10 protein-coding genes are annotated in these 21,399 nt (G+C 48.3%); 7 read left to right on the plus strand and 3 right to left on the minus strand.

Annotation, left to right across the window (positions count from 1 at the left end):
• Window positions 1–32: 32 nt before the first annotated feature.
• Window positions 33–575, minus strand: coding sequence for an RNA polymerase sigma factor (locus tag H608_RS22055; RefSeq protein WP_071836950.1), 543 nt, complete (start codon window positions 573–575; stop codon window positions 33–35).
• Between the two features lie 122 nt (window positions 576–697).
• On the opposite strand from H608_RS22055, the gene H608_RS0111060 reads away from it, so the two are divergent.
• The 7 genes from H608_RS0111060 (at window position 698) to H608_RS24110 (ending at window position 17,607) form a co-directional block, all read left to right on the plus strand.
• Window positions 698–4,144, plus strand: coding sequence for a TonB-dependent receptor (locus H608_RS0111060; RefSeq protein ID WP_245565752.1), 3,447 nt, complete (start codon window positions 698–700; stop codon window positions 4,142–4,144).
• A gap of 75 nt (window positions 4,145–4,219) precedes the next feature.
• On the plus strand, window positions 4,220–5,797 hold the full coding sequence (locus H608_RS0111065) for a RagB/SusD family nutrient uptake outer membrane protein (RefSeq protein ID WP_028787733.1): 1,578 nt from the start codon (window positions 4,220–4,222) through the stop codon (window positions 5,795–5,797).
• Between the two features lie 11 nt (window positions 5,798–5,808).
• On the plus strand, window positions 5,809–6,756 hold the full coding sequence (locus H608_RS0111070) for a DUF5017 domain-containing protein (RefSeq protein ID WP_028787734.1): 948 nt from the start codon (window positions 5,809–5,811) through the stop codon (window positions 6,754–6,756).
• 6 nt (window positions 6,757–6,762) lie between these two features.
• Window positions 6,763–8,184: a sialate O-acetylesterase gene (locus H608_RS0111075; RefSeq protein WP_028787735.1), complete on the plus strand. Its 1,422-nt coding sequence runs from the start codon at window positions 6,763–6,765 to the stop codon at window positions 8,182–8,184.
• On the plus strand, window positions 8,174–10,201 hold the full coding sequence (locus H608_RS0111080; protein ID WP_051268240.1) for a polysaccharide lyase family 8 super-sandwich domain-containing protein: 2,028 nt from the start codon (window positions 8,174–8,176) through the stop codon (window positions 10,199–10,201). Before H608_RS0111075 ends, H608_RS0111080 begins: the two co-directional genes overlap by 11 nt.
• An 11-nt stretch (window positions 10,202–10,212) precedes the next feature.
• On the plus strand, window positions 10,213–14,247 hold the full coding sequence (locus H608_RS23640; RefSeq protein WP_051268241.1) for a polysaccharide lyase family 8 super-sandwich domain-containing protein: 4,035 nt from the start codon (window positions 10,213–10,215) through the stop codon (window positions 14,245–14,247).
• A 6-nt stretch (window positions 14,248–14,253) separates the two neighbouring features.
• Window positions 14,254–17,607, plus strand: a complete 3,354-nt coding sequence (locus H608_RS24110; RefSeq protein ID WP_155990132.1) for an FAD-dependent oxidoreductase — start codon at window positions 14,254–14,256, stop codon at window positions 17,605–17,607.
• A 135-nt stretch (window positions 17,608–17,742) separates the two neighbouring features.
• Here the strand turns inward: H608_RS24110 and H608_RS0111095 are convergent, their stop codons facing one another.
• Together H608_RS0111095 and H608_RS23645 are read right to left on the minus strand one after the other, a co-directional pair.
• A complete protein-coding gene (locus tag H608_RS0111095) occupies window positions 17,743–18,198 on the minus strand; it encodes a RidA family protein (protein WP_038008193.1) in 456 nt (151 codons plus the stop codon).
• A gap of 29 nt (window positions 18,199–18,227) precedes the next feature.
• Complete coding sequence (locus H608_RS23645; RefSeq protein WP_051268242.1) at window positions 18,228–21,380, minus strand: PAS domain-containing protein; 3,153 nt, start codon at window positions 21,378–21,380, stop codon at window positions 18,228–18,230.
• Window positions 21,381–21,399 lie beyond the last annotated feature (19 nt).

A 21,399-nucleotide genomic window follows, 5' to 3' on the forward strand; every position in this document is an offset into this window, starting at 1 on the left:
TTTAGACAGTGATTCAATGAAACGGGTGACAGCTATTTGAGTTTTGACCGTAAAACTTTTAATCCCCGAGACAATACGGTCTTAACGGTATTGACACTGATGCCGAGTTCTCCGGCAACGGTGTGGCGGTTTTTTTTCTCCAGGTAGTACAGCCGGAAGATTTCCGCTGTTTTCTCGGGCAGTTCGTCAATAGCTACGCGCATCTGATCAAGCCTGTTATCTTTTTGGATGTCTGTGTGGGTATGGGCATCTTCCGCTTCGTGCTGCCCGTTTGTCAAATATTCGTAAGCGGCCCGTCTTTTTTCGGCGGTCCTGGATGACTGCAGATGATTAAGACAGCGGTTTCTAACGGCCGTTCCGAGATAGGCACCCAGCGAATGAATATTTTTCCAGTGCTGCTTGTTCCAGAATTCGATAAAGATCTCCTGAACGATGTCTTTTGCCTGCTGCTCATCCTGCAAAAGAAAAAAAGCTTCCATCAGCAGGCGCTTGTGGAAGTGAGAGAATATATCACCGAATGCGGTTTCATCTCCCTGCTGCATCCGGTGTAGTAGTGTTTGATCCGTCGTTGACATGGTAGGAATAGCAGTCGTTAGACCCCAAACCTACTATTTTATTTAATTTATTTCTTCAAAATGTCACCCTGTATTGCATCATCCCTGTCTAAAGACAAAACGTATCGACCAAACGATTGCTTATGTTTATTTCATTACAGAATTCCCTCCGGTTACTCCTGTTGGTTGTTGCCTGTACCGTCATCCATTCCGTAAACGCCCAAATGCCGTCGGGTAAATATTCCGTACAATTTAAACAGGCCACATTGTCCGAGGTATTCCGGTATATCCGGTCCCAGACAGGCTTTTCCTTTTTTTATAGTAATCAACAGTTGAACGATCAGCAAAAAGTCAACCTTCAGTTCAGCAGCGCCACCACCGACCAGGTATTAAAGGCGGCTTTGGGAGACCAATACAGCTGGACGGGCAGGGACAAAACCATTACGATAACGAAGAATCAACCCGGCCTTTCAACAGGATCAGCTAAAGACACCCTGCCTGCGCAAACAAACGGCTTGCTGATTCATGGCCAGGTAGTGAATGAAGAAGCAATGCCCCTGGCAGGCGCTTCGATAACTATTAAGGGATCGACTTCCGCAGTCACCATATCCGACGGAAAAGGAAATTTTCAACTCAGGGACGTTACCGGTGGAAAGGCAGTGCTGGAAGTAAGTTATGTCGGGTATCAAAAAACCGAAATACCGGTGCCACAGAAAATGCCCCTTACCGTAACGTTGAAGAATGGAGACAACAGCATGACCGATGTAGTGGTCATTGGATATGGTGCGGTTAACCGGAAAGATCTCACAGGTTCGGTGGCGCAGGTAAACATGGAAGACCTGAACAAGGCACCGGTTGCTTCTTTTACGGAAGCATTGGCAGGCCGGATAGCGGGCGTGCAGGTCAGCTCCAACGATGGCCAGCCCGGCGTGACGCAGGAGATTATTATCCGCGGTGCCAATTCCCTTACGCAATCAAATGCTCCCTTGTATGTAATCGATGGATTTCCTGTTGAAGACCTGCAGGCTGCCGCCGTTAACAATGAAGATATAGAATCGATCAACATTCTTAAGGATGCTTCAGCTACGGCCATATATGGAGCCCGCGCCGCAAACGGCGTTGTCGTGATTACCACTAAAAAAGGGAAAGCCGGAAAGATGGCCATAAACTTCAGTACGTCGCAGGGGTTTCAATCAATCCGGAAGAAAATGGACATGATGACGCCTTACGATTTTGTAGAATACAATCTCGAGTTAAAACCGCAGGTAACACAGGATCGTTACCTGCAGCCGTATAATAAAACACTGGAAGATTACAGGGGGCTGGAAGGCGTCGACTGGCAGGATGCTATACTGGCCAACACACCCATCACCAGCATGTATAACCTGAGCCTGCGCGGAGGAAATGCGCAAACCAAGTACAATATATCCGGCTCTATATTTGACCAGGACGGCATACTGCGCAATTCGGGCTTTAAACGCTACCAGGGAAGAATCGGCATCGATCAAACGATCAGTACCAAATTGAAAGCTGGCGTCAGTATCAACTACAGCAGGACTGCAACCAATGGTCAGCCCGTATCAAATCCTGAATCGGAAAGCAATCAATCCACCGCCCTGTTATATCGCGTATGGGGTTACCGTCCGGTGGCGGCATCGGCCATCAACCTGCTGGAGGAAGAATCTGATCCTGAAAACCTGACGAATAATGAAATAAGATTGAACCCCGTTATTACCAACGACAACGAATACCGAAAAGGCAAGATCACCGATATCATCGCCAATGCTTACCTGGAATATAAAATAACCCGCGACCTTACCTTCCGCGCTACGGGAGCACTCAACAGCCGTGTGCAAAGGAATGATGCATTTTATAATTCAAAAACAACACAGGGCTCACCACTAAATCCGCTCAATACAAGAGGACAATGGGGTTCGGTAACCTACGCCGAACGTAATATCTGGATCAACGAGAACACACTCAATTACAACAGAAACCTCCGGCACAATCATAAGCTGAACCTGCTGGCAGGCTTTTCCATGCAACAGACATCTGTGAGCACCAACGGGTACGCAGCAACGCTGGTGCCTAATGAAGAACTCGGCATTGATGGTCTCGATGAAGGCACGCCCTACAGCATAAGATCTTCCTCAAGCCGTTCAACACTTGTCTCTGTATTTGGCCGGGCCAATTACAGTATCGACTCGCGCTTTCTTTTTACCGCCACCCTGCGTGGTGACGGCTCTTCCAAGTTTGCACCAGGCTATCGCTGGGGTTATTTCCCATCCGGTGCTTTCGCGTGGAATGCCGGCGAAGAAAAATTTCTGAAAAACAACCGTATCATCTCTTCTGCCAAAATACGGACCAGCTATGGTGTCACCGGTAATAACCGCGTAGCGGATTTTGCCTACCTCCCCAGCCTGATGATGCCGATCCGCTACTCCTACTCTTTTAATAACGGAACCCCAATAAACGGAGTGATCCCAAATGACCTTGGCAACGCTGAATTGAAATGGGAAAGTACCGCGCAACTGGATGCCGGAATTGATCTCGGTTTCTTTAAAGAAAGAATCAACCTTACCGTTGATCTGTACCGCAAGAACACAAGCGACCTGCTCTTCTTTGCCGATGTGCCTTTTACATCCGGCTATGAAAAAGCCTATAGAAATATCGGCAAGATCCGCAACGAAGGAATTGAGATAAGTCTCAATACGACTAACATCAACAAAAATAATTTCCGCTGGGAGTCCAGTTTTAATGTCAGCTTTAACCGGAACAAGATCCTGGCACTTTCCGGCGACCAGCAAAACCTGTTCAATTTCGTCAGCGTATTTACGCAATACAATAACTCACCGCTGTACTTATCGCAGGTAGGTCAGCCGGCCGGTATGTTCTACGGTTATATTTACGATGGAGTATACCAGTACGACGATTTTATCAATGCCAATAACACGTATACATTAAAACCGGAGATTGCCACCAACGGAAATGAACGGAGCACCATTCAACCAGGCGACATCAAATACAGGGATCTTAACGGAGATGGTGTGGTTGATGCATACGACCAGGCCATTATCGGCAATGGAATGCCCAAACATGTAGGCGGATTCACCAACAACTTCCGGTACAAAAATTTCCAACTAAGCATTTTCTTTCAATGGTCATACGGAAATAATATTTACAACGCCAACCGTCTTTTTTTCGAAGGCAATACATTACTGGTTACCGATCTCAACCAATACAAATCCTATATGAACCGCTGGTCACCGGATAACCAGACGAACGCCAATTTCAGAGCGGGTGGCCAGGGCCCTGCCGGCCGGCATTCTTCCCGTGTACTGGAAGACGGCTCGTACCTGCGATTGAAAACATTTTCGTTTGGTTATGATGTTCCTGCTAAATACCTGCGCAGAATATCCATGAAATCACTCAACATAAACCTGTCTGCACAAAACCTGCTGACCTGGACAAATTACTCGGGAATGGATCCTGAAGTATCTGTACGCAACAGTGTGCTGACGCCGGGCTTCGATTATTCGGCCTATCCGCATGCACGTACCGTTGTATTTGGCATACGTGCCGGTTTTTAAAACAGGCATTGACGTATTGCAACGAAATCATTTTAGTCAACAAAAGTTCATCAGACCATTCTAAATAAACACAAGATGAAACGATTTACCTGCCTATTGCTGCTGACAGCTGGATTAGCGCTGACAGCCTGTAATAAAATGTTGGATACGACACCAACCGATTTTCTTTCCCCTGTCACCTACTATAAAACGGAGAAGCAATTGAATTTTGCGCTTGCCGCTGTGTACGATGTCATGGGAGACGCAGGCTTTTATAAACAAATCTATACGGCAAGGATGGGCAATGAAGCCGATGAAGGATTCTATGCCCGTAACACCGTTGTAGCCGGCGTACAGGTTTATAATTTTTCCCCGACTGACAACGATGTACAGAACCTTTGGAAGTCATTGTATGATGGCATCAACCGGGCGAATGTATTGCTGGCGAACATTCCATCCGCTACGGAAGTGGCAGACGATATCAAAAATGTGATCAAAGGCGAAGCGCTCTTCCTCCGGGCATATTACTATTTCCTGTTGGTGCAGCATTGGGGGGGCGTTCCCCTGATCACACAGCCCACTACATCTGCGAATGAAACGGCTGTTGCCCGCTCTTCTGTCAAGGACGTATATGCACAGGTGCTTACCGATATGGAAGAAGCCGAAACCCTCGTGCTGCCAGCCGGTACGGTCGGTCATGGTGGACGGATCAACAAATCCGCCGTGAGAGGATTACTGGCAAGGGTTTGCCTGTTCATGGCAGGTGAACCGCTGCGCGACATAAGCAAGTACGAGATGGCCAGGACCTGGACAAAGAAAATAATGGACGATGCCGCTTCCGCCCATGCCCTGAACCCGGATTACTCACAGGTCTTCATCAATTACGCTCAGGATAAATATGACATCAAAGAAAGCATCTGGGAAGTAGAGTTCTGGGGCAACAACACGAATGCCTATAATGAAACGGGATGTGTCGGCGCATGGAATGGTATCCAATCTACGGATCAAACCATCGGTGTGGCTTATGGATTTATCAATGCCACTTCTAAATTATTCAATTCTTATGCCGCTGCCGATCTCCGTCGCGACTGGGCCATTGCACCATTCTCTTATTCAGGAACCACTAAGGTGATGAAAGCCAATACACCCGCCAGCGCGTTGTGGACACGAAATATCGGAAAATTCAGACGGGAGTACGAGCTCCTCACACCTAAATCAAACAATGCAACACCGCAGAACATGCCCTTGCTGCGGTACGCGGATGTATTACTCATGTTCGCCGAAGCAGATAATGAAGTAAACCACGGCCCGACCCAGGAAGCATATAATGCCATCAACCTCGTGAGAAAGCGGGCTTTCGGAAAATTATTACCCAACGCACCAAATCCGAATGAATATGACCTCTCCGGTATGGACCACGAATCTTTCTTCCAGGAGATCATCAAAGAACGTTCGAGGGAATTGTGCTTCGAATTGCTGCGGAAACAAGACCTGATCCGCTGGGGCATCTTCGTGCCAACCATGAAAGGCATTGAAAACCTGATTGCCCTGGAGGCATCAGGTCAGTATTACGCACTTACGTTCAGGAACGTTTCCGATAAACATCTGCTATTCCCGATCCCGGCAAGGGAAATGGCGCTGAATAAAAGCCTGGTGCAAAATAATAACTGGTAAAAACGATAACAATGGTAAAAGCTATTACAACCAATATAACAACCGGTATCATCCTGCTGATAACCGTTCTCGCGCAAACAGGCTGCTCAAAAAAAATAGAGGTGAATGGTGGTGAACCGGATCTGAAAGTAAGCCTGCCGGCCATCACCTTCAAAGCCGGCGAACCCGTTACATTTCAGTTTAAAGGAGATGCGGGCCTGATCAGCTTTTTCTCCGGTGAAGTATTTCACGATTACAATTTCCGGGAAGGACGCGTGTTGGAACAGGGAGCCCTTAAACTTTCCTTCAATACCGCTGTGCAGTATGGTACACAAGCCAATCAATTCTCCGTGCAGGCTTCTTCGGATTTCAATGGAAACTATACAGCATTCAGTAACGTACAGCAAGCTAGCTGGACAGATATCACCAACCGGTTTACAATCGGAACGGGAACAACCTACACGCTTTCCGGAGTCAAAGACATTACAGACCTCGTGCAGGAAGGAAAACCCCTGTATATCGCATTTAAATATATCTACCGGCCTTCGGCCACGTATGGCACACGCCGTACCTGGAGGGTGCAAAACTTCAACCTCAGCTCTACCACTGCCTCACTTGGTACACAGGTGATCGGCAATATGACCACTTCAGGCTTTACAACGGTTGAGCAGAATCCGCTCACCGAACCATCTGCCACTACTATTTCCGCCTCTACTATTTCCCTTGTTGGCACAGCCGTAACCCCGTCAACACTTACCAATGAAACCTGGGTGATCACAAAGGGTTTCAGCACCGGTAAAGTTGATTTGGGGCCTGACAGACCTGTTGCCATCAAAGGTATTGCAGATGCAAAACTCACCAGCTTCTCGCATATCTATGAGAAGCCCGGCACCTATAAAGCCTATTTCATTGCAGCGAATGCAAATATTGATGATAAAAAGGAAACTGTTCAGAGCGTTGATGTAATCGTTGAACCCTAACCATTCATGCAGTTATATAGAAACATATTTTTCAGCAGTGTACTTGTCTTGCTATTGATAATCCCCGGGGCACTACAGGCGCAGGTTCAACTGCCATCCTTGTTTGCCGACAACATGATACTGCAGCGTAATTCGACACCGCCGATCTGGGGCAAAAGCAACAAAAATGCAAGAGTAAGCATAAAGACGTCCTGGAATAATAAAACCTATACCACCACCGCATCCGCCGATGGTGCCTGGAAATTGAATGTGGAGACCGGCGAGGCGGGAGGGCCTTACACTATTACCATCAAAAGCGGATCGAAATCCCAAACGCTTTCCAACGTGCTTTTGGGTGAAGTATGGCTCTGCTCCGGTCAGTCCAACATGGAAATGCCGGTAAGGGGAGCATTGAATCAACCCATACTCAACGCAAATGAGATTTACATGGAGGCGGACAATCCGCTTATCAGGATTTATAAAATGGAACGTGTTGCCGCGGGCACGCCGCAGGATAGTTGCACCGGCGTCTGGCGGGAAAGCGCTGCCGAAGTGGTAAAATATTTCAGTACGGTCGGGTATCTCTATGCACAGTTATTGCAGAAAAAGCTGAATATTCCTGTCGGTATAATAGGCGCTTATTGGGGCGGCTCACAAATACAGCCCTGGATGACGCCGGGCAGCCTCGATGCCTTTGGTATTAAAGTACCCAATGACCTTAGTGGTATGCCGGTACCCCGCCGGGCTGCCGCTTCGCTTTATCACGGCATGATCGCACCCCTGGCAGGATATGGTATCCGAGGATTTCTATGGTACCAGGGCGAATCAAATGTCGGGCAGCCTGATTTGTACAAACGGCTTCTTCCCGCACTGGTGCAGTCGTGGAGAGATAAATGGAACAACCCCGGTCTCCCGTTTTATTACGTTCAGATCGCACCTTATGAATACAACGGGGCCGATTCAACAGGCGCTGCACTATTGCGCGAAGCGCAGCTAAAATGTCTCGATTCCATTCCCAACAGCGGCATGGCCGTGGCATTGGATGCCGGTGAAAAAACCTGCATCCACCCGGCTGATAAAGCTATTATAGCCCGCCGTCTTGCCTACCTCGCATTGCACAAAACCTACACCTATAAAGGCATCGCTTATGCGGGGCCAACCTACCTCTCCCACACCGTCAAAGACGGCAAGGTGACGATACAATTCAGGAATGCAGATAATGGAATTACGTCTTATTATAAGCCGGTAACGCTTTTTGAAGTGGCAGGTAACGATAAAGTGTTTTATCCGGCGGAAGCCCTGATCACCAAGGAAAAAGGGATCATTGTGTGGAACGATAAAGTAAAAGACCCGGTTGCGATACGTTATGCATTCAGGAATTGGGTTAAAGGAGAAATTTACAATAACGAAGGACTTCCCATGTCTTCTTTCCGTACCGATGACTGGTAAAACATTCAGCATATACAAAGCGGCAGGTATCAACCTGAAGGCTATTTGCCTGACGTGCATCCTGCTCGCCGGACTTGCAGCACGTCCGCAGGTGCCGGACACGGATACGATTATCAGCCGGCTTGCACGACATATTATTCAGCAGGCATCGCCTCGCGGAGTGGACAAATATGTCTTTAAGCTGAACAGCAATAACAGATGGGATGATATTGATTACAGCGATCTATCCAAATCCAAATGGAAAACAGCAATTCACCTGGAACGGGTAAAAGACCTGGCCATAGCCTGGGCCTCCGGCTCTTCTGTTTATTATAAAGACGAGCGGGTATGGAACATTTTTTCACAGGCATTGGATACCTGGTTGGACAAAAAATACCAGAATCCCAACTGGTGGCACAATGAAATCGGGGTACCACAGCTCATGCGAAACATCCTGGCGATCACGGGCAATCATTTAAGTGAGAAGCAGCGAAAAGCGGCGCTACAGGTGTTGGCACAATACCGTGTGAGAGGAACCGGAGCCAACCTGATCTGGAGCGCAGACCTGGCGCTGCATTATGGAGCCTTTATAAAAAATGATTCGATCATTGAACACAGCCGCCGGTTGATCGTCACCGAGATAAGAAATGATACAACGGAAGGCATACAACGGGACTACAGCTTCCATCAGCATGGCGCCAGGCTCCAATCCTTTCATTACGGTATGGATTACCTGAATGACCTGCTGCGCATAGGCTGGCAACTGCAGGGCACCAGATGGTCTTACCCTGCTGACAAGGTATGCCTGCTGATAGACTATGTACTAAATGGCTGGCAATGGATGACCAGGAACAATTACACCACCCCCGCAACCGTTGACCGGGCGGTCAGCAGAAAGGGGCAACTTAAAGTAACGTCATTGCAAGCTGTAGCGGGCTACCTGCTGAGCCTGGATACTTCGCGAAAAGACGCGATTAAGGAAATGATGAATGCTTATCGTCTCAATAGCCGTCAACCCGCCTTTCATTCCTTTCCGTACAGCGATTTTGCAGCTTACCATCAGCAAGGCTTCAGCATTTTTATCAAGACCATTTCAACCCGTACACTGCCGACAGAATCTATTAACTCAGAAAACAAAAAAGGACAGTTACTGAATAATGGCAACGTTTATATCCTGAGAGACGGAAAAGAATATTTTGACCTGATGCCGCTATGGGACTGGCAATACCTGCCCGGCATTACCAGTTTCGATCCGCAGGCGAAAATTGAAAGATCTGCTTATGCAGGAACTGTTACGGATGGGGAAAGCGGACTTACCGCCATGCATTATTCACTGCGTAAAGACAGTAGTCTGCTGACAGCCCGTAAAACCTGGATCATACGCGGCAACCAAATGATTGCCTTAATCGCCGGACTCAACCGCAAAAACATCAGTGCACCCGTATTCACAGTAATCGATCAATCTCTCTGGCGCGAACCAGTTCTATCCGGAAACAAAAAAATAAACAAGCCCGGTGTCTATTCTTTTTCCACTAATGAAAATTTATTCCATAACGGGTTGATGATATCCCTGCTCACAGCGGGTTCAGGCAAGCTGATCCTGAGAGACAGCACGGGCACCTGGAAAGCAATTAACGAAGGAGAACAGCGGACGGAGGTGAAAGCAAAAATATTTCAACCCATGCTTGAACACCAAAGCGACAGCGCTGCAGCATACATGGTAAGCTATTGTTCATCACCGGATGATAGAAAGACTGCAAGTGCCCGGCAATGGGAAATCATCCGGAATGATAAAGACTGCCAGGCTATTCGCTTTACCGATGGAATGATAATGGCAGCTTTTCATGAAGCCGGCAGTTTGAATATTGACGAAACAACCCTGCGGGTTGACCGTCCCTGCCTGCTGCATTACTATTCAAACAAATTAACCCTGAGCGATCCTTTACAACTTGGAGGAAAGTTAAACCTGACCATTGGTGCGAATCACTTGCGTATCGATCTGAAAAAAGACGGATCGTGCATTAGCATAAACCTGTAAACTTTTATATCATGAAATTTTTCCTGGGACTGCTGCTTTTTGTTGCGGTACAAACCTCCGCACAATCAAGAAAAATATCAACTGCTACGGGCGGAAATTGGCAGGACGTTACTACCTGGGCAGGTGGAGTACTCCCTGCATCCAATGATACGGTCGAGATAGTCAGCGGCGCCGTTGTTACCGTTAACAAGACTACTGCCAATACGATGGCTGGCAGGCTTGAGTTATCGGGCACGATTGAATTTTCCGCGGCGGCCTATCCACTGGAAATAAACGGCCACCTGGTGATCAATAGTTCCGGTATCCTCAAAGCGGTGAAAGCGAATACAACCTTTGCAAAGGCGGTGATCATACACGGCAGTATTACCAATAACGGAATCTTTTATGCACCTTATGCCATCGAAGGAACTACGCCTTCTACCACCGGCGGTATTACCATGGCGCAGGCCAGCGCCGTCACGGGCATCAGCGGCACCGGCACATTCAGCGTTATCCGTCAGCTCACCATCGATAATTCATATGGCGTAAACCTCAACGTTGTCCTCAGTCTCTCTTCCAAACTGATCCTGTTGAACGGCATTTTTAATAACCGTACAAACCTCACCATGGATAATACGGTTGTTGGTACAGGTCCCAACGGCAATGCGACCAGTTCAGGCAACCTGCGTACCGAGCGTTCGCAGGCAGGCGTACTGGAAGATCCTTTTACGTTCGGCAGCAGTGCCTCTTTATTCCTTACCTATTTTACCAATACAGCAGCCGCCAACCCGTCAACAACGATCACCGAAGGATACGAGATACCCTCAGGCCGGTCTATCCACGGAATCACTATTGACCATGCCGGCGGCATCATTATCAAAAACGATCTTACATTAAGATCGGGTTCTGTACCGCTGGTGCTTAACGCGGGGATTGTTTATGTTAATAAAGGCAAGACAGTAACCTGCAATAGCCCATCTTTTGCGGGTTCGGCAGGTTTAACCAACAGCTTTGTACAGGGAGGGCTGGCGCTCGCTGTGGGCACTACCGCTGCCACACGCACCTTCCCTCTTGGCTTTGCCGGTTCCCGGAGACAGATCGTTGTCAATGGAGTGAAAGCTGCAACCGGCACCGTGATCATCCGTTTCGAGATAACCGATACCACAGGTGGCACGGCTGGCGCGGGTATCACAATTGAACCCTCCATCAAACGCCGCGCGAGCGTTGTAAGCGGAACATTGCACAGCTTCACCGGCCTCAATTTCGTTTTCGGAAGGGAAGAAGAAAAATATGCCATAGGAACAATTGCAGCATCTTCCACCTGGAACGGTACATATACCAGTCTTGGTGCCGTTACACGCACACTCACCGGCATCAGCCTTGCTTCAGGCACCTACACAACATTGCAGAGCTATGCACTGGCATTACCGGTAGTGCCATCTCCGGGCAACTTCGATTCGCTCCGCCATAAATGGGCAAGTTTTCTTACAGGAGGCGATTATTCTATGGCCGATCCGGAAATCAACACAAGAGTGCAGGCGATTAACAACAGCGGCAACGCTACCTGGCGTACCAATTTTGTGCAGGATACTACCGGCAGAACAACCCTCTGGACGGATTTGAATTATACCTCCTCTGATCAGCTCACCACCAGCTATTCCCGTTTGAAAACGATGGCCCTCGCCTATTGTACACAAGGCGCGGCCCTTTATCAGAATGACACGTTGCGCAATGACATTATCTATGCGCTTGATTGGCTCCACAGGAATCACTACAATGAATCGGTGGTTGTGCCCGTATCCGGTTCCGGAAGTTCCGGCAACTGGTGGGACTATCGCATCGGCGTTCCGCTGCGCCTCAACGATATTGCGGTATTAATGTATGCCGATCTCGACAGTGTGCAACGCCTCAATTATTCCAACGCTGTGAGGCATTGTATTCCCAATACAGGTGACTATACCGGCGCCAACCTCGTATGGGCCAGCACTGCGATGACGATCCGGAGTCTCATCGCAAATGATTCGGTTTCGCTCTTCTATGCAAGAGACCAGCTAAGCCCGGTTTTTCAATATGTAAATACCGGTGACGGATTTTATGAAGATGGTTCATTCATTCAACATGAGAAACACGCCTACAATGGCGCATATGGTCTCGCATTATTCAGCACACTGACCGACATTCTCTATTTTTTCGCTGATACGCCCTGCGACATCACCGACCCGGCAAAATCAAACGTGGTGAGTTGGGTATACGATGCTTTTGAACCGCTTGTATTCAAAGGCGGCATGATGAGCATGGTAAGAGGAAGAGAGATCGCGAGACGGACCTCTTCTGAGCATGACCAGGGACGGGCGCTGGCAGAAGCCTTGTTATTGATGAAAGAGATGGCAGACTCAGCAGATGCGGCAAGAATCGGCTCCATGGTTAAGCACTGGCTGATCAGCGACAACAGCTTCTCTACACCTTACGAAGACCTTAACTCGATCATGGCCGTAACCCTCGCCAAGAATCTCCTGGAAGATTCCTCCATAGCAGCGAGGCCAGCCTACAACACCTACCGGCAGTTCTCCGGAATGGATAGAGCAGTTTATCAAAGTGCCAACTACGCATTCGGTATCAGCATGCATTCCTCCCGTATTTATAATTATGAACTGATCAACGGAGAAAACCTGAAGGGCTGGCATACCTCGGATGGCATGACCTATCTGTACAACAATGACCTGCTGCAATACGACAACTTCTTCTGGCCAACAGTAAATGCGTACAGGTTGCCTGGTACCACCGTAGAAGACAGTGTTACCGCCACGCAAAACCGTAACAGCAACAATGCCTGGGTCGGAGGTTCTTCATTGCTGGGAAAATTCGGTACAACGGGTATGTTTCTCACTCCGAACGGCACAACCCTCAATGCGAAAAAATCATGGTTTCTTTTTGATGGCAAGATCGTTGCATTGGGCGCAGCCATCTACAACAACGACAATAAATCCGTATCCACCTATATCGATCAACGGAAAATAAACAGCAATAATTCGAATACATTTCAGATAAATGGTGTGACACAGGCATCCGGTTTCGGCACGGAAAGTTCGCCGGCAACTTTTACCAATGTTGACTGGGCACATTTATCCGGCAATGTGGCCGGGGCTGACATCGGATATTACTTCCCCGGCTCTCCCGTCCTGCGGGGTTTACGCAAAGCGCAGACAGGCCGCTGGAGCGATGTCACTACCGGGGAAAGCACCGTGCTGCGAACCCAGCAATATATCACGCTTTGGAAGGAGCACGGTAATCATACCGCCGACATTGACAGTGGCTATAATACTTATGCTTATGTGTTGCTGCCTGGTTACTCTGCCACGCAGACAGCCGCCTATGCTGCCAACCCGGACATTACCATACTGCGAAATGATCAGCATGTTCAGGCAGTGAACGACAGCTTACACGGTCTGCTCGGCGCCAATTTCTGGAACAACGGAACGCAATACGTTCCGCTTAATGGCGATACGGCCTATTTATCCGCCAATAAAAAAGCATCCGTAATGGTGATGAGTAACGCCGATACCATTGCTTTTGGGGTTGCAGATCCAACCATGCTCAACACGGGCAGCATTACCATCCGTTTAAAGAAAAGCGCCTCCTCAATTTTATACAGCGATCCTGCTATCACCGTCAACCGGCTTAGCCCGGATATCGAATTCACCGTAAATGTTGCCGGCTTAAAAGGGGCGACCAGTCAGCTTATCCTTGCTACAGCAGCAGCAAGGTCGCTGCCGGCAAGTCCTGCCGCTTTAGCGGCTGATCCACAGGGACAGGCAGATGACTTTTCTTTTTTAGTAACCTCCTCAACGGATCCATTCTCCGTCGACTACCTGATACGATCTGATAAAAACGCAACAGGACTCCTGGCAATATATAACCTGAACGGTAGTCTGATAGGGAAATACCAGGTATCCTATAACCCCGGCGTCAATAGAAGGCAGTTGCCGGTTGCCCATCATGCCAAAGGAGTTTACCTGGCGGTATTAACCACCGATGGAAAAGTATACACGCAGAAATATTATAAATAGTAAATCATGAAAAAGAATTTGAAGAAGCGCATACGAATGCGTATGATGCAGGCCATTGCTTTGATGTTCATGTCGGGAGCCAGCGCGCAGGATCAGGCAGTGAAAGTAACGGAGGTAACGGGCACCGTAGAAGCTCATTTATCCGCTATGGTGGCTGCTCAAAAAGATGTCTCCCGCTTTCCCCGCTCGGTAAAAGAAGATGGTTCGCTGCATACGGTTAAATCTTCTGACTGGACCAGTGGATTCTTTCCCGGCACGCTTTGGTATACTTATGAGTTGAAAAAAGATGCCCGATGGAAAGATGCAGCTACAAAATGGTCGAAAGAGCTGGAAAAGGAAAAATTCAATAAGACCACCCACGATCTCGGTTTTATGTTATACTGCCCGTTGGGCAATGCCTACCGCCTCACAAACGATGCAGCTTATAAAGAAATATTGTTGCAGGGTGCGGCTTCGCTCAGCAGCCGGTATCACGCAAAAACGAAAACCATCAAATCATGGGATAAACCCGGTTATCAATTTCCGGTGATCATCGATAACATGATGAACCTGGAACTATTGTTCTGGGCAACACAGGTATCGGGCGATTCTTCCTATTACAAAATAGCTGTAGCACATGCCGATCAGACGTTGAAACATCATTTCCGCGCCGACAACAGCAGCTATCATGTAGTGGACTATGATACCCTTACAGGGCAGCCTGTAAGAAAAATCACGCACCAGGGCTATAGCGATGCGTCTGCCTGGGCCAGAGGACAGGCATGGGGACTTTATGGCTATACGGTAGCCTATCGCTTTACGCATGCCAAACGCTACCTGCGGATGGCGGAGAAGATCGCTTCATTTTACCTCAATCATCCGGGATTACCAAAGGATAAAATTCCTTACTGGGATTTTAACGCCCCCGTCACCGGTTCCACACCACGTGATGCTTCTGCGGCCGCTATTGTCGCCGCCGCATTGCTAGAACTGGCCGATTATTCAACCGCTCATCAACAGCGGTACCGCGACGCCGCCGGCCTGATGTTGAAGAGCCTCTCTTCTCCGGCTTACCTGGCCGCGCCCGGCACCAACCAGCATTTTATACTTAAACACTCCACCGGCCATTTACCGCATAAATCAGAGATAGATGTACCGATCAATTATGCCGACTATTATTTTGTAGAAGCCCTGGTGCGTTATAAAAAAATCACTGACCAACATTCTGCATCCGGCGCTGTCTCTCCCAGGACCGCATCCATGGATAAACGGACAACCAAAACATCAGCCGATGTGATCGTTTATACAGCCAACCCGGGCGGCATCATGTCTGCCATCGCTGCTGCGCGTGAAGGCGTCTCCGTATTGCTGATAGAGCCGTCGGCGCATGTGGGAGGCATCATCGCACAAGGCGGACTCTGCGTCACCGATATCGGTAATCATTCCACCATCGGGGGACTCAGCCGCGAATTCATGAGCCGTGCAGCCAGCTACTACAAGGAGAAGTATGGTGAAAACTCCGCCCAGTTTAAAGCCAGCATCATCGACGGATTACCCGGAGCTGCATTTGAACCCAAGGTGGCGGAAGCTATTTTTGAAGAAATGATTGCAGCTTATCCTTCCATACAAATCCTGCGCAACACAGAATTGATCAGCGCAAATAAACAGGGAAAGGAAATCAGGAGTATTAATTGCCGCAATATATCCGGAAATGAACAACTCGTGCTTGAAGCAAAGATATTTATAGACGCAAGCTATACCGGAGACCTGATGGCAAAATCAGGAATTGACTTCCTGCTCGGAACCGAAGGCAGGAACGTATTCAACGAACCCGCTGTACCTGCCAAATCATCGGCGGCCATACAGGCATTCAACTACCGTGTTACGCTTACCAATGATCCTGCCAACCGTGTGATGGTGGAAAAGCCCGCAGGTTACAATGCGGCGGATTATTCGATAAGACTCGCGGGTCTGTTAAAAGACAGTACGTCAAGAGTATTCAAGTCGTACTGGAAACTCCCCAATAAAAAGATCGATGCCAACATTGCAGACATGCCGGGCATAAACTGGAATTATCCGTCGGCCAGTTACAGCGACCGTAAAAAAACAGAAGAAATTCACCGGAAAAACTCCCTGGGCTATATTTATTTTCTTCAGAACGATCCCCAGGTGCCGCTGCGGATACGAACCGAAGCAAGCGAATGGGGACTGGCCAAAGATGAGTTCACCGACAACGGAAATTTCCCCCGCCATATCTACATACGTGAAGGAAGGCGCCTGCATGGCGAGTATGTAATGCGTCAGCAGGACCTGCAGAAAGACCGGCAAAAAGAAGATGCCATCGCCCTGGGAAGTTATTCAATGGACAGTCACGCAACCATGATCACAAAAAAATCTGACGGCACAATGGCTTATACAGGTGGTGGCTTATGGGAACCGGTAAAAGCCTACGAAATCCCCTATCGTGCATTGTTGCCCAAAGCTTCGCAAAACATCAACCTGCTGGTGCCGGTATGTTTATCGTCGAGCCATCTGGCCTGGACTTCCCTGCGAATGGAGCCCGTGTTCATGATGACAGGCGAAGCCGCAGGACTCGCGGCAGCCATGGCGGTATCAAACAACCTTACCGCGCAGACCGTACCGGCAGCAACACTTCGTCAAAAATTAAAAGCAGCCGGAGCGATTGTCAATCTTCTACCCGAAACCGTAGCCGATTTTGATTGGCAACCCAAACACCCACGCGCCGGAGAACTGGTGACGTTTACGGTCAAACAAACTCCCGGCAATTCACCGGCTGTACGGTACTACTGGGATTTTGACGGAGATGGTATAGTGGATGGAGAAAAAGCAGCAGAACAAAAGGCGCTGAAAACGGATAAAACCCACCTGGTAAGCCTGGTGGTGGAAGATGCAACAGGAAAAAAATCACAACCCATAGCGAAAACGATACCGGTAGGAAATGCACTGGCAGGCGATATCCAGATAGATTCGGAAGACGACAAATACGTAACAGTAAAACTGGTAAAAAAATCCATTGCGCAAACACCTTTCTGGGGCACTTATTTCCATACGGACGGCAATCTGATGAAAGGATCTTCCTTTGCCTCTTATGACGCTCCGATCAAAAAAGCAGGCAAATACGCGGTATATGTTTCGTCCATTCCCGGCAACGGACGGAGTGCTAATACGCTGGTTGAAATAAAACATGCCAAAGGAACGGAGAAAGTATACATTGATCAGCGGAAAGCAGGCCCGCTCTTCGGTCTCCTATTCCTCGGCGTATTTGAATTTGAGCCCGGTGCTCCGGCGAATGTTACCATTCATAACAACGACCCGGACAAATATATTCTTTATGACATTGCCCGGTGGATTATGCAATAAGCTCTATTCATCCGGACGGCATTAAAAAAGCCCACGCGTTGCGTGGGCTTTTTTAATGCACGGTATGCCTTGTCATGAAATAACTGGTCTATTTAAAATCAATTTTCCAACGGAAACGACAGCGTTGCGTATCCGTTATCTTCCCGGAAGGTGCGCTACCAGTTCTACCTCCAATTTCGCATCGGGCATATACAAGCGCTGCACCTGAATCCAGGTAGCTGCGGGAAAGTCTTTTTTGTAAAATGCCTTCCTCGCATTATTATATTTTTTCATGGCTTCCATATCGGTGGTATACAGGTTTTCTTTAACCACATTTTGAAAACCCACTCCAAAGCTTTGTAAGGATTGTTCCAATGCCCGATATACCTGCGTAATTCCTTCCGGGGTTACTTCCGTACTTACAGCTCCTGAAATGTAAAGGACGTTGTCCACCTTTACCACCTGTACATATCCGGCCGCAGTATCCTGCTTCAGCTTATTACCCCAATGCCATTTTTCTTTTATAATGTCATTTTGCTGTGCCAGTGAAGTGGTGCTTATGACCAGGAAGGAAACTAAAGCCAGGTATTTAACGTGGACTTGCTTCGGCATATCAAAACCATTTATTGGTCAATAAAAATCTATAAAGGAATTTTAAAATAAAAAGTGGAGCCTACGCCCTTTTCGCTGTCCACGCCAATTTCGCCATGATGCCGTTCGATGATTTCCGCACTGATGTATAAGCCGATGCCAAATCCACCGATGGTTTCGGCTTGTTTGCCTTCTACGCGGTAGAAGCGGTCAAATAATCTGGACATATTGGCCTTGCTGATGCCTACTCCTTCATCTGTTACCCTCACAACGGCCCAGCGGTTTTCGGTTTTACAGCTGACCGTGATCTGTTTGCCTTTGGGCGAATACTTTACGGCGTTGCTGAGGAGGTTGGTAACCACCTGTCCTATTTTATCGCGGTCGGCATTGACACGAACCGCCGGACTTTCTGTAAAAATGATTTCGTGGTGACGGTAAATAAGAAGGGTGTCCGCTACAACCTCCGCCAATAATCCGTTTAATAAAAACTCCTGTTTTTCAAGATGGATCTTGCCCGAATGAAAGCGTGACATATCCAGGAACCCGGTGATCATGATATTCATTTTCTTCACCTGGGCGACCGATTTGTCGAGTAAGTCGCTCAGCTTTTGATCTCCCTGTTCCCGGGTAATTATTTCCAGCATCTGCACATAACCCAGCAGCGAAGTCAACGGCGTTTTTAATTCATGGCTCACCATGGCGATGAAATCGTTTTTGCGCTCCTCGTCTTTCCGTTGTTCCGTAATATCCTGCAACACGCCGCTAAGCCTCACAGGTTGATGTTGTTCGTCAAACAGGGTTTCTCCTTTCGCTTTTACCACTCTCGGCAGCCGGTCAAGGGGGTTGACAATTGTATAGGAAATTTCGTACTGTCCACCCTGTTTGTAATCCAAAGCATCCGCAATTGCCTTCTGTACCTTCTCCCGGTCCTCTTTGGCAATTACATTAACAGCACTGGTCAGTTCAATCTCGTCCCCGGGCTGTAAACCAAACCATTCTTTGATCAGGTGATTTCCCTTGAATTTTCCGGTAACGGGATTCAGGTCAAATGTAGCGAGTGATGCTGCATCGATCGCCAATTGTGTTTCATCGCGACTGATGCGTAGTTCGGCAGCAATTTTACGATAAAGCTCTTCACTTTCCTTGATAGTGTCCAACGCATTCACCTGTTCGGTAATATCCATGATCACACCTGTAAAGGCGCTGAATTCGCCGGAGGCATCCACTTTGAGATTACCAACGGCACGCACCCAGCGGATCTGCTGATCATGGTAGCCCCTGACTTTATAAGACAAATCGTAATCGCCCCCTTGCGTAATAGCATGTTCGATGGCGGCGCTTACTCCATCACGATAATCGTCGGTGATCTGCGCTATGCAGTCTGCAATAGTGATGGTTTCGCCGGGAAGAAAACCAAACAATTCCCGCAACCGGTCGTTGGCAATGAGTTCACGGGTTTCACTATTGATATGCCAGGTGCCAAAACTCGCTGCTTCCAGCGCAATATTTAACCGGTGATTGGTTTCCGCCAGTTCGTTGTTCAGTTTTTGTAAAGCCTGGTTTGCTACAACGCGTTCAGTGATGTCGATAGACGAGCTGATCGTTCCCGCGTAATCACCGTCTTGCAGCAACCGGGGATGTATTTTGGTATAAATATGCCGAGGTTCACCGACGGCATTCAGCATCCGGAACTCGACTGTAAAGGATGTTCTGGAAGCGATGCCGGCCCTGAAATCTTTTAATAGTTGTTCCTGGTCATCCGGGTGCAGGAATTCACCCCAGCCATAGTCCTGCATTTGTTCCTGTGTCTTTCCGGTCAGGTTGAGCCAGGCCTGGTTTACAAACAGCACATTACCGTCTATATCGTTAACGGAGATCATCACCTCGGAGCCTTCGGCCAGGGAGCGGAACCGGGCTTCGCTTTCTTCAATCACTTTTTGGGTCAATATCCTTTCGGTGATATCCGAGGTCAGCCCGACGATACGGGTAGCATTACCATCGTCATCATAGCGGGGTTTACCGAACGCACTGATCCAATGCATTGAGCCGTCCGGCCAGGTGATTGGGTATTCTGCGGTGTAAATGGTATCCGTGGCAATCGCATGTTGAACCCTCCGGCGGATCTCCTCGCGGTATTCAGGTACAATTGCTTCGAAAAGATCAGCGTAGTTGAAGGTTTCGCTTTCGTTTCTGCCAAAATTCTTTTTGAACTGCGGGCTGGCCTGCATTTCCCCGGTTGCGAAAACTACTTCCGTAGACCCCAGGCTACCCGCTTCCATGGCAAAATTCAACCTGATATTGGCTTCCTGCAGATTTTCCTGTGTACTATAAAGTGCTTCATTGGCCGCTGTGAGTTCTTCATTAACGGCGGTGAGTTGGTCGTTAACCTCTTTCTGCTCCTGCAATATTTGTGCGATGGCCGTTACTTCGTATACAAATGCCATCACGCCATCGATTTCACCATCCTGGTTTTTTCTTGCGGTATAATTGAAAGTAAAATACCGGTCGCGCGTGGGTCCGCCTTCATATTCCGATACGGGAATCAACAGCTCGTTTATCCTGAAATCTTCTCCGGTATGGTATACGTTTTTTATAATTTTTTCAATGGGGGTGCCCACCAGTTCGGGCAACGCTTCGAAGATCGGACGCCCCAGCAGGGCCCTGCCCGGCAGCAATTCCTGGTAGCTGGGATTAACTAATTCATAAACCAGCTCGGGTCCGTTGAGAATACAGATGCCCGCGGGTGCCTGCATAAAAAAACGCTGAAGACGATCGCGTTCTTCCCGGAAAGCGGTTTTGGCTGCTTCTGCCTTTTGGCGCTCTGTCACTTGTGTAGTGTTTTCTAAAACCCACACGGCCACTTTGGTGATTTCGCCTGCCGCATTTTTTACGGGTGCATATACGAACGTTACATAAATCCATTCCTCGCGTCCGTGCCGGACGAGCATCATGCTCACTTCGTCGGCATAATAAGGTTCACCGGTAGCAACTACATCATTCAATGCATTCTCATAGAAAGCCTGCACTTCTGCAAAAGGTTCCCAATACCATTTATTTACAATAGCGTCTTTGGGTTTGCCCGCAATTTCCAAAAATTTTGTGTTGAGAATTTCAACTTTAAGAGTGGCGGCTTCCAATATAGCAACACCTATCGGGGCGCTTTCAACAATCTCTGTTAAATGTTCATTGTCCGTTAAGTTCATTGCACAGTTCCATTTTTAG

Origin of the sequence: Terrimonas ferruginea DSM 30193 (assembly GCF_000425585.1) — a bacterium.
Lineage (GTDB): Bacteria > Bacteroidota > Bacteroidia > Chitinophagales > Chitinophagaceae > Terrimonas > Terrimonas ferruginea.

Coding starts and splice junctions, on each gene's coding strand:
- H608_RS0111080 (WP_051268240.1), top strand. CDS start 8,174: ATGACTGGTAAAACATTCAGCATATACAAAGCGGCAGGTATCAACCTG.
- H608_RS0111095 (WP_038008193.1), bottom strand. CDS start 18,198: ATGCCGAAGCAAGTCCACGTTAAATACCTGGCTTTAGTTTCCTTCCTG.
- H608_RS0111060 (WP_245565752.1), top strand. CDS start 698: ATGTTTATTTCATTACAGAATTCCCTCCGGTTACTCCTGTTGGTTGTT.
- H608_RS22055 (WP_071836950.1), bottom strand. CDS start 575: ATGTCAACGACGGATCAAACACTACTACACCGGATGCAGCAGGGAGAT.
- H608_RS0111070 (WP_028787734.1), top strand. CDS start 5,809: ATGGTAAAAGCTATTACAACCAATATAACAACCGGTATCATCCTGCTG.
- H608_RS23640 (WP_051268241.1), top strand. CDS start 10,213: ATGAAATTTTTCCTGGGACTGCTGCTTTTTGTTGCGGTACAAACCTCC.
- H608_RS0111065 (WP_028787733.1), top strand. CDS start 4,220: ATGAAACGATTTACCTGCCTATTGCTGCTGACAGCTGGATTAGCGCTG.
- H608_RS0111075 (WP_028787735.1), top strand. CDS start 6,763: ATGCAGTTATATAGAAACATATTTTTCAGCAGTGTACTTGTCTTGCTA.
- H608_RS23645 (WP_051268242.1), bottom strand. CDS start 21,380: ATGAACTTAACGGACAATGAACATTTAACAGAGATTGTTGAAAGCGCC.
- H608_RS24110 (WP_155990132.1), top strand. CDS start 14,254: ATGAAAAAGAATTTGAAGAAGCGCATACGAATGCGTATGATGCAGGCC.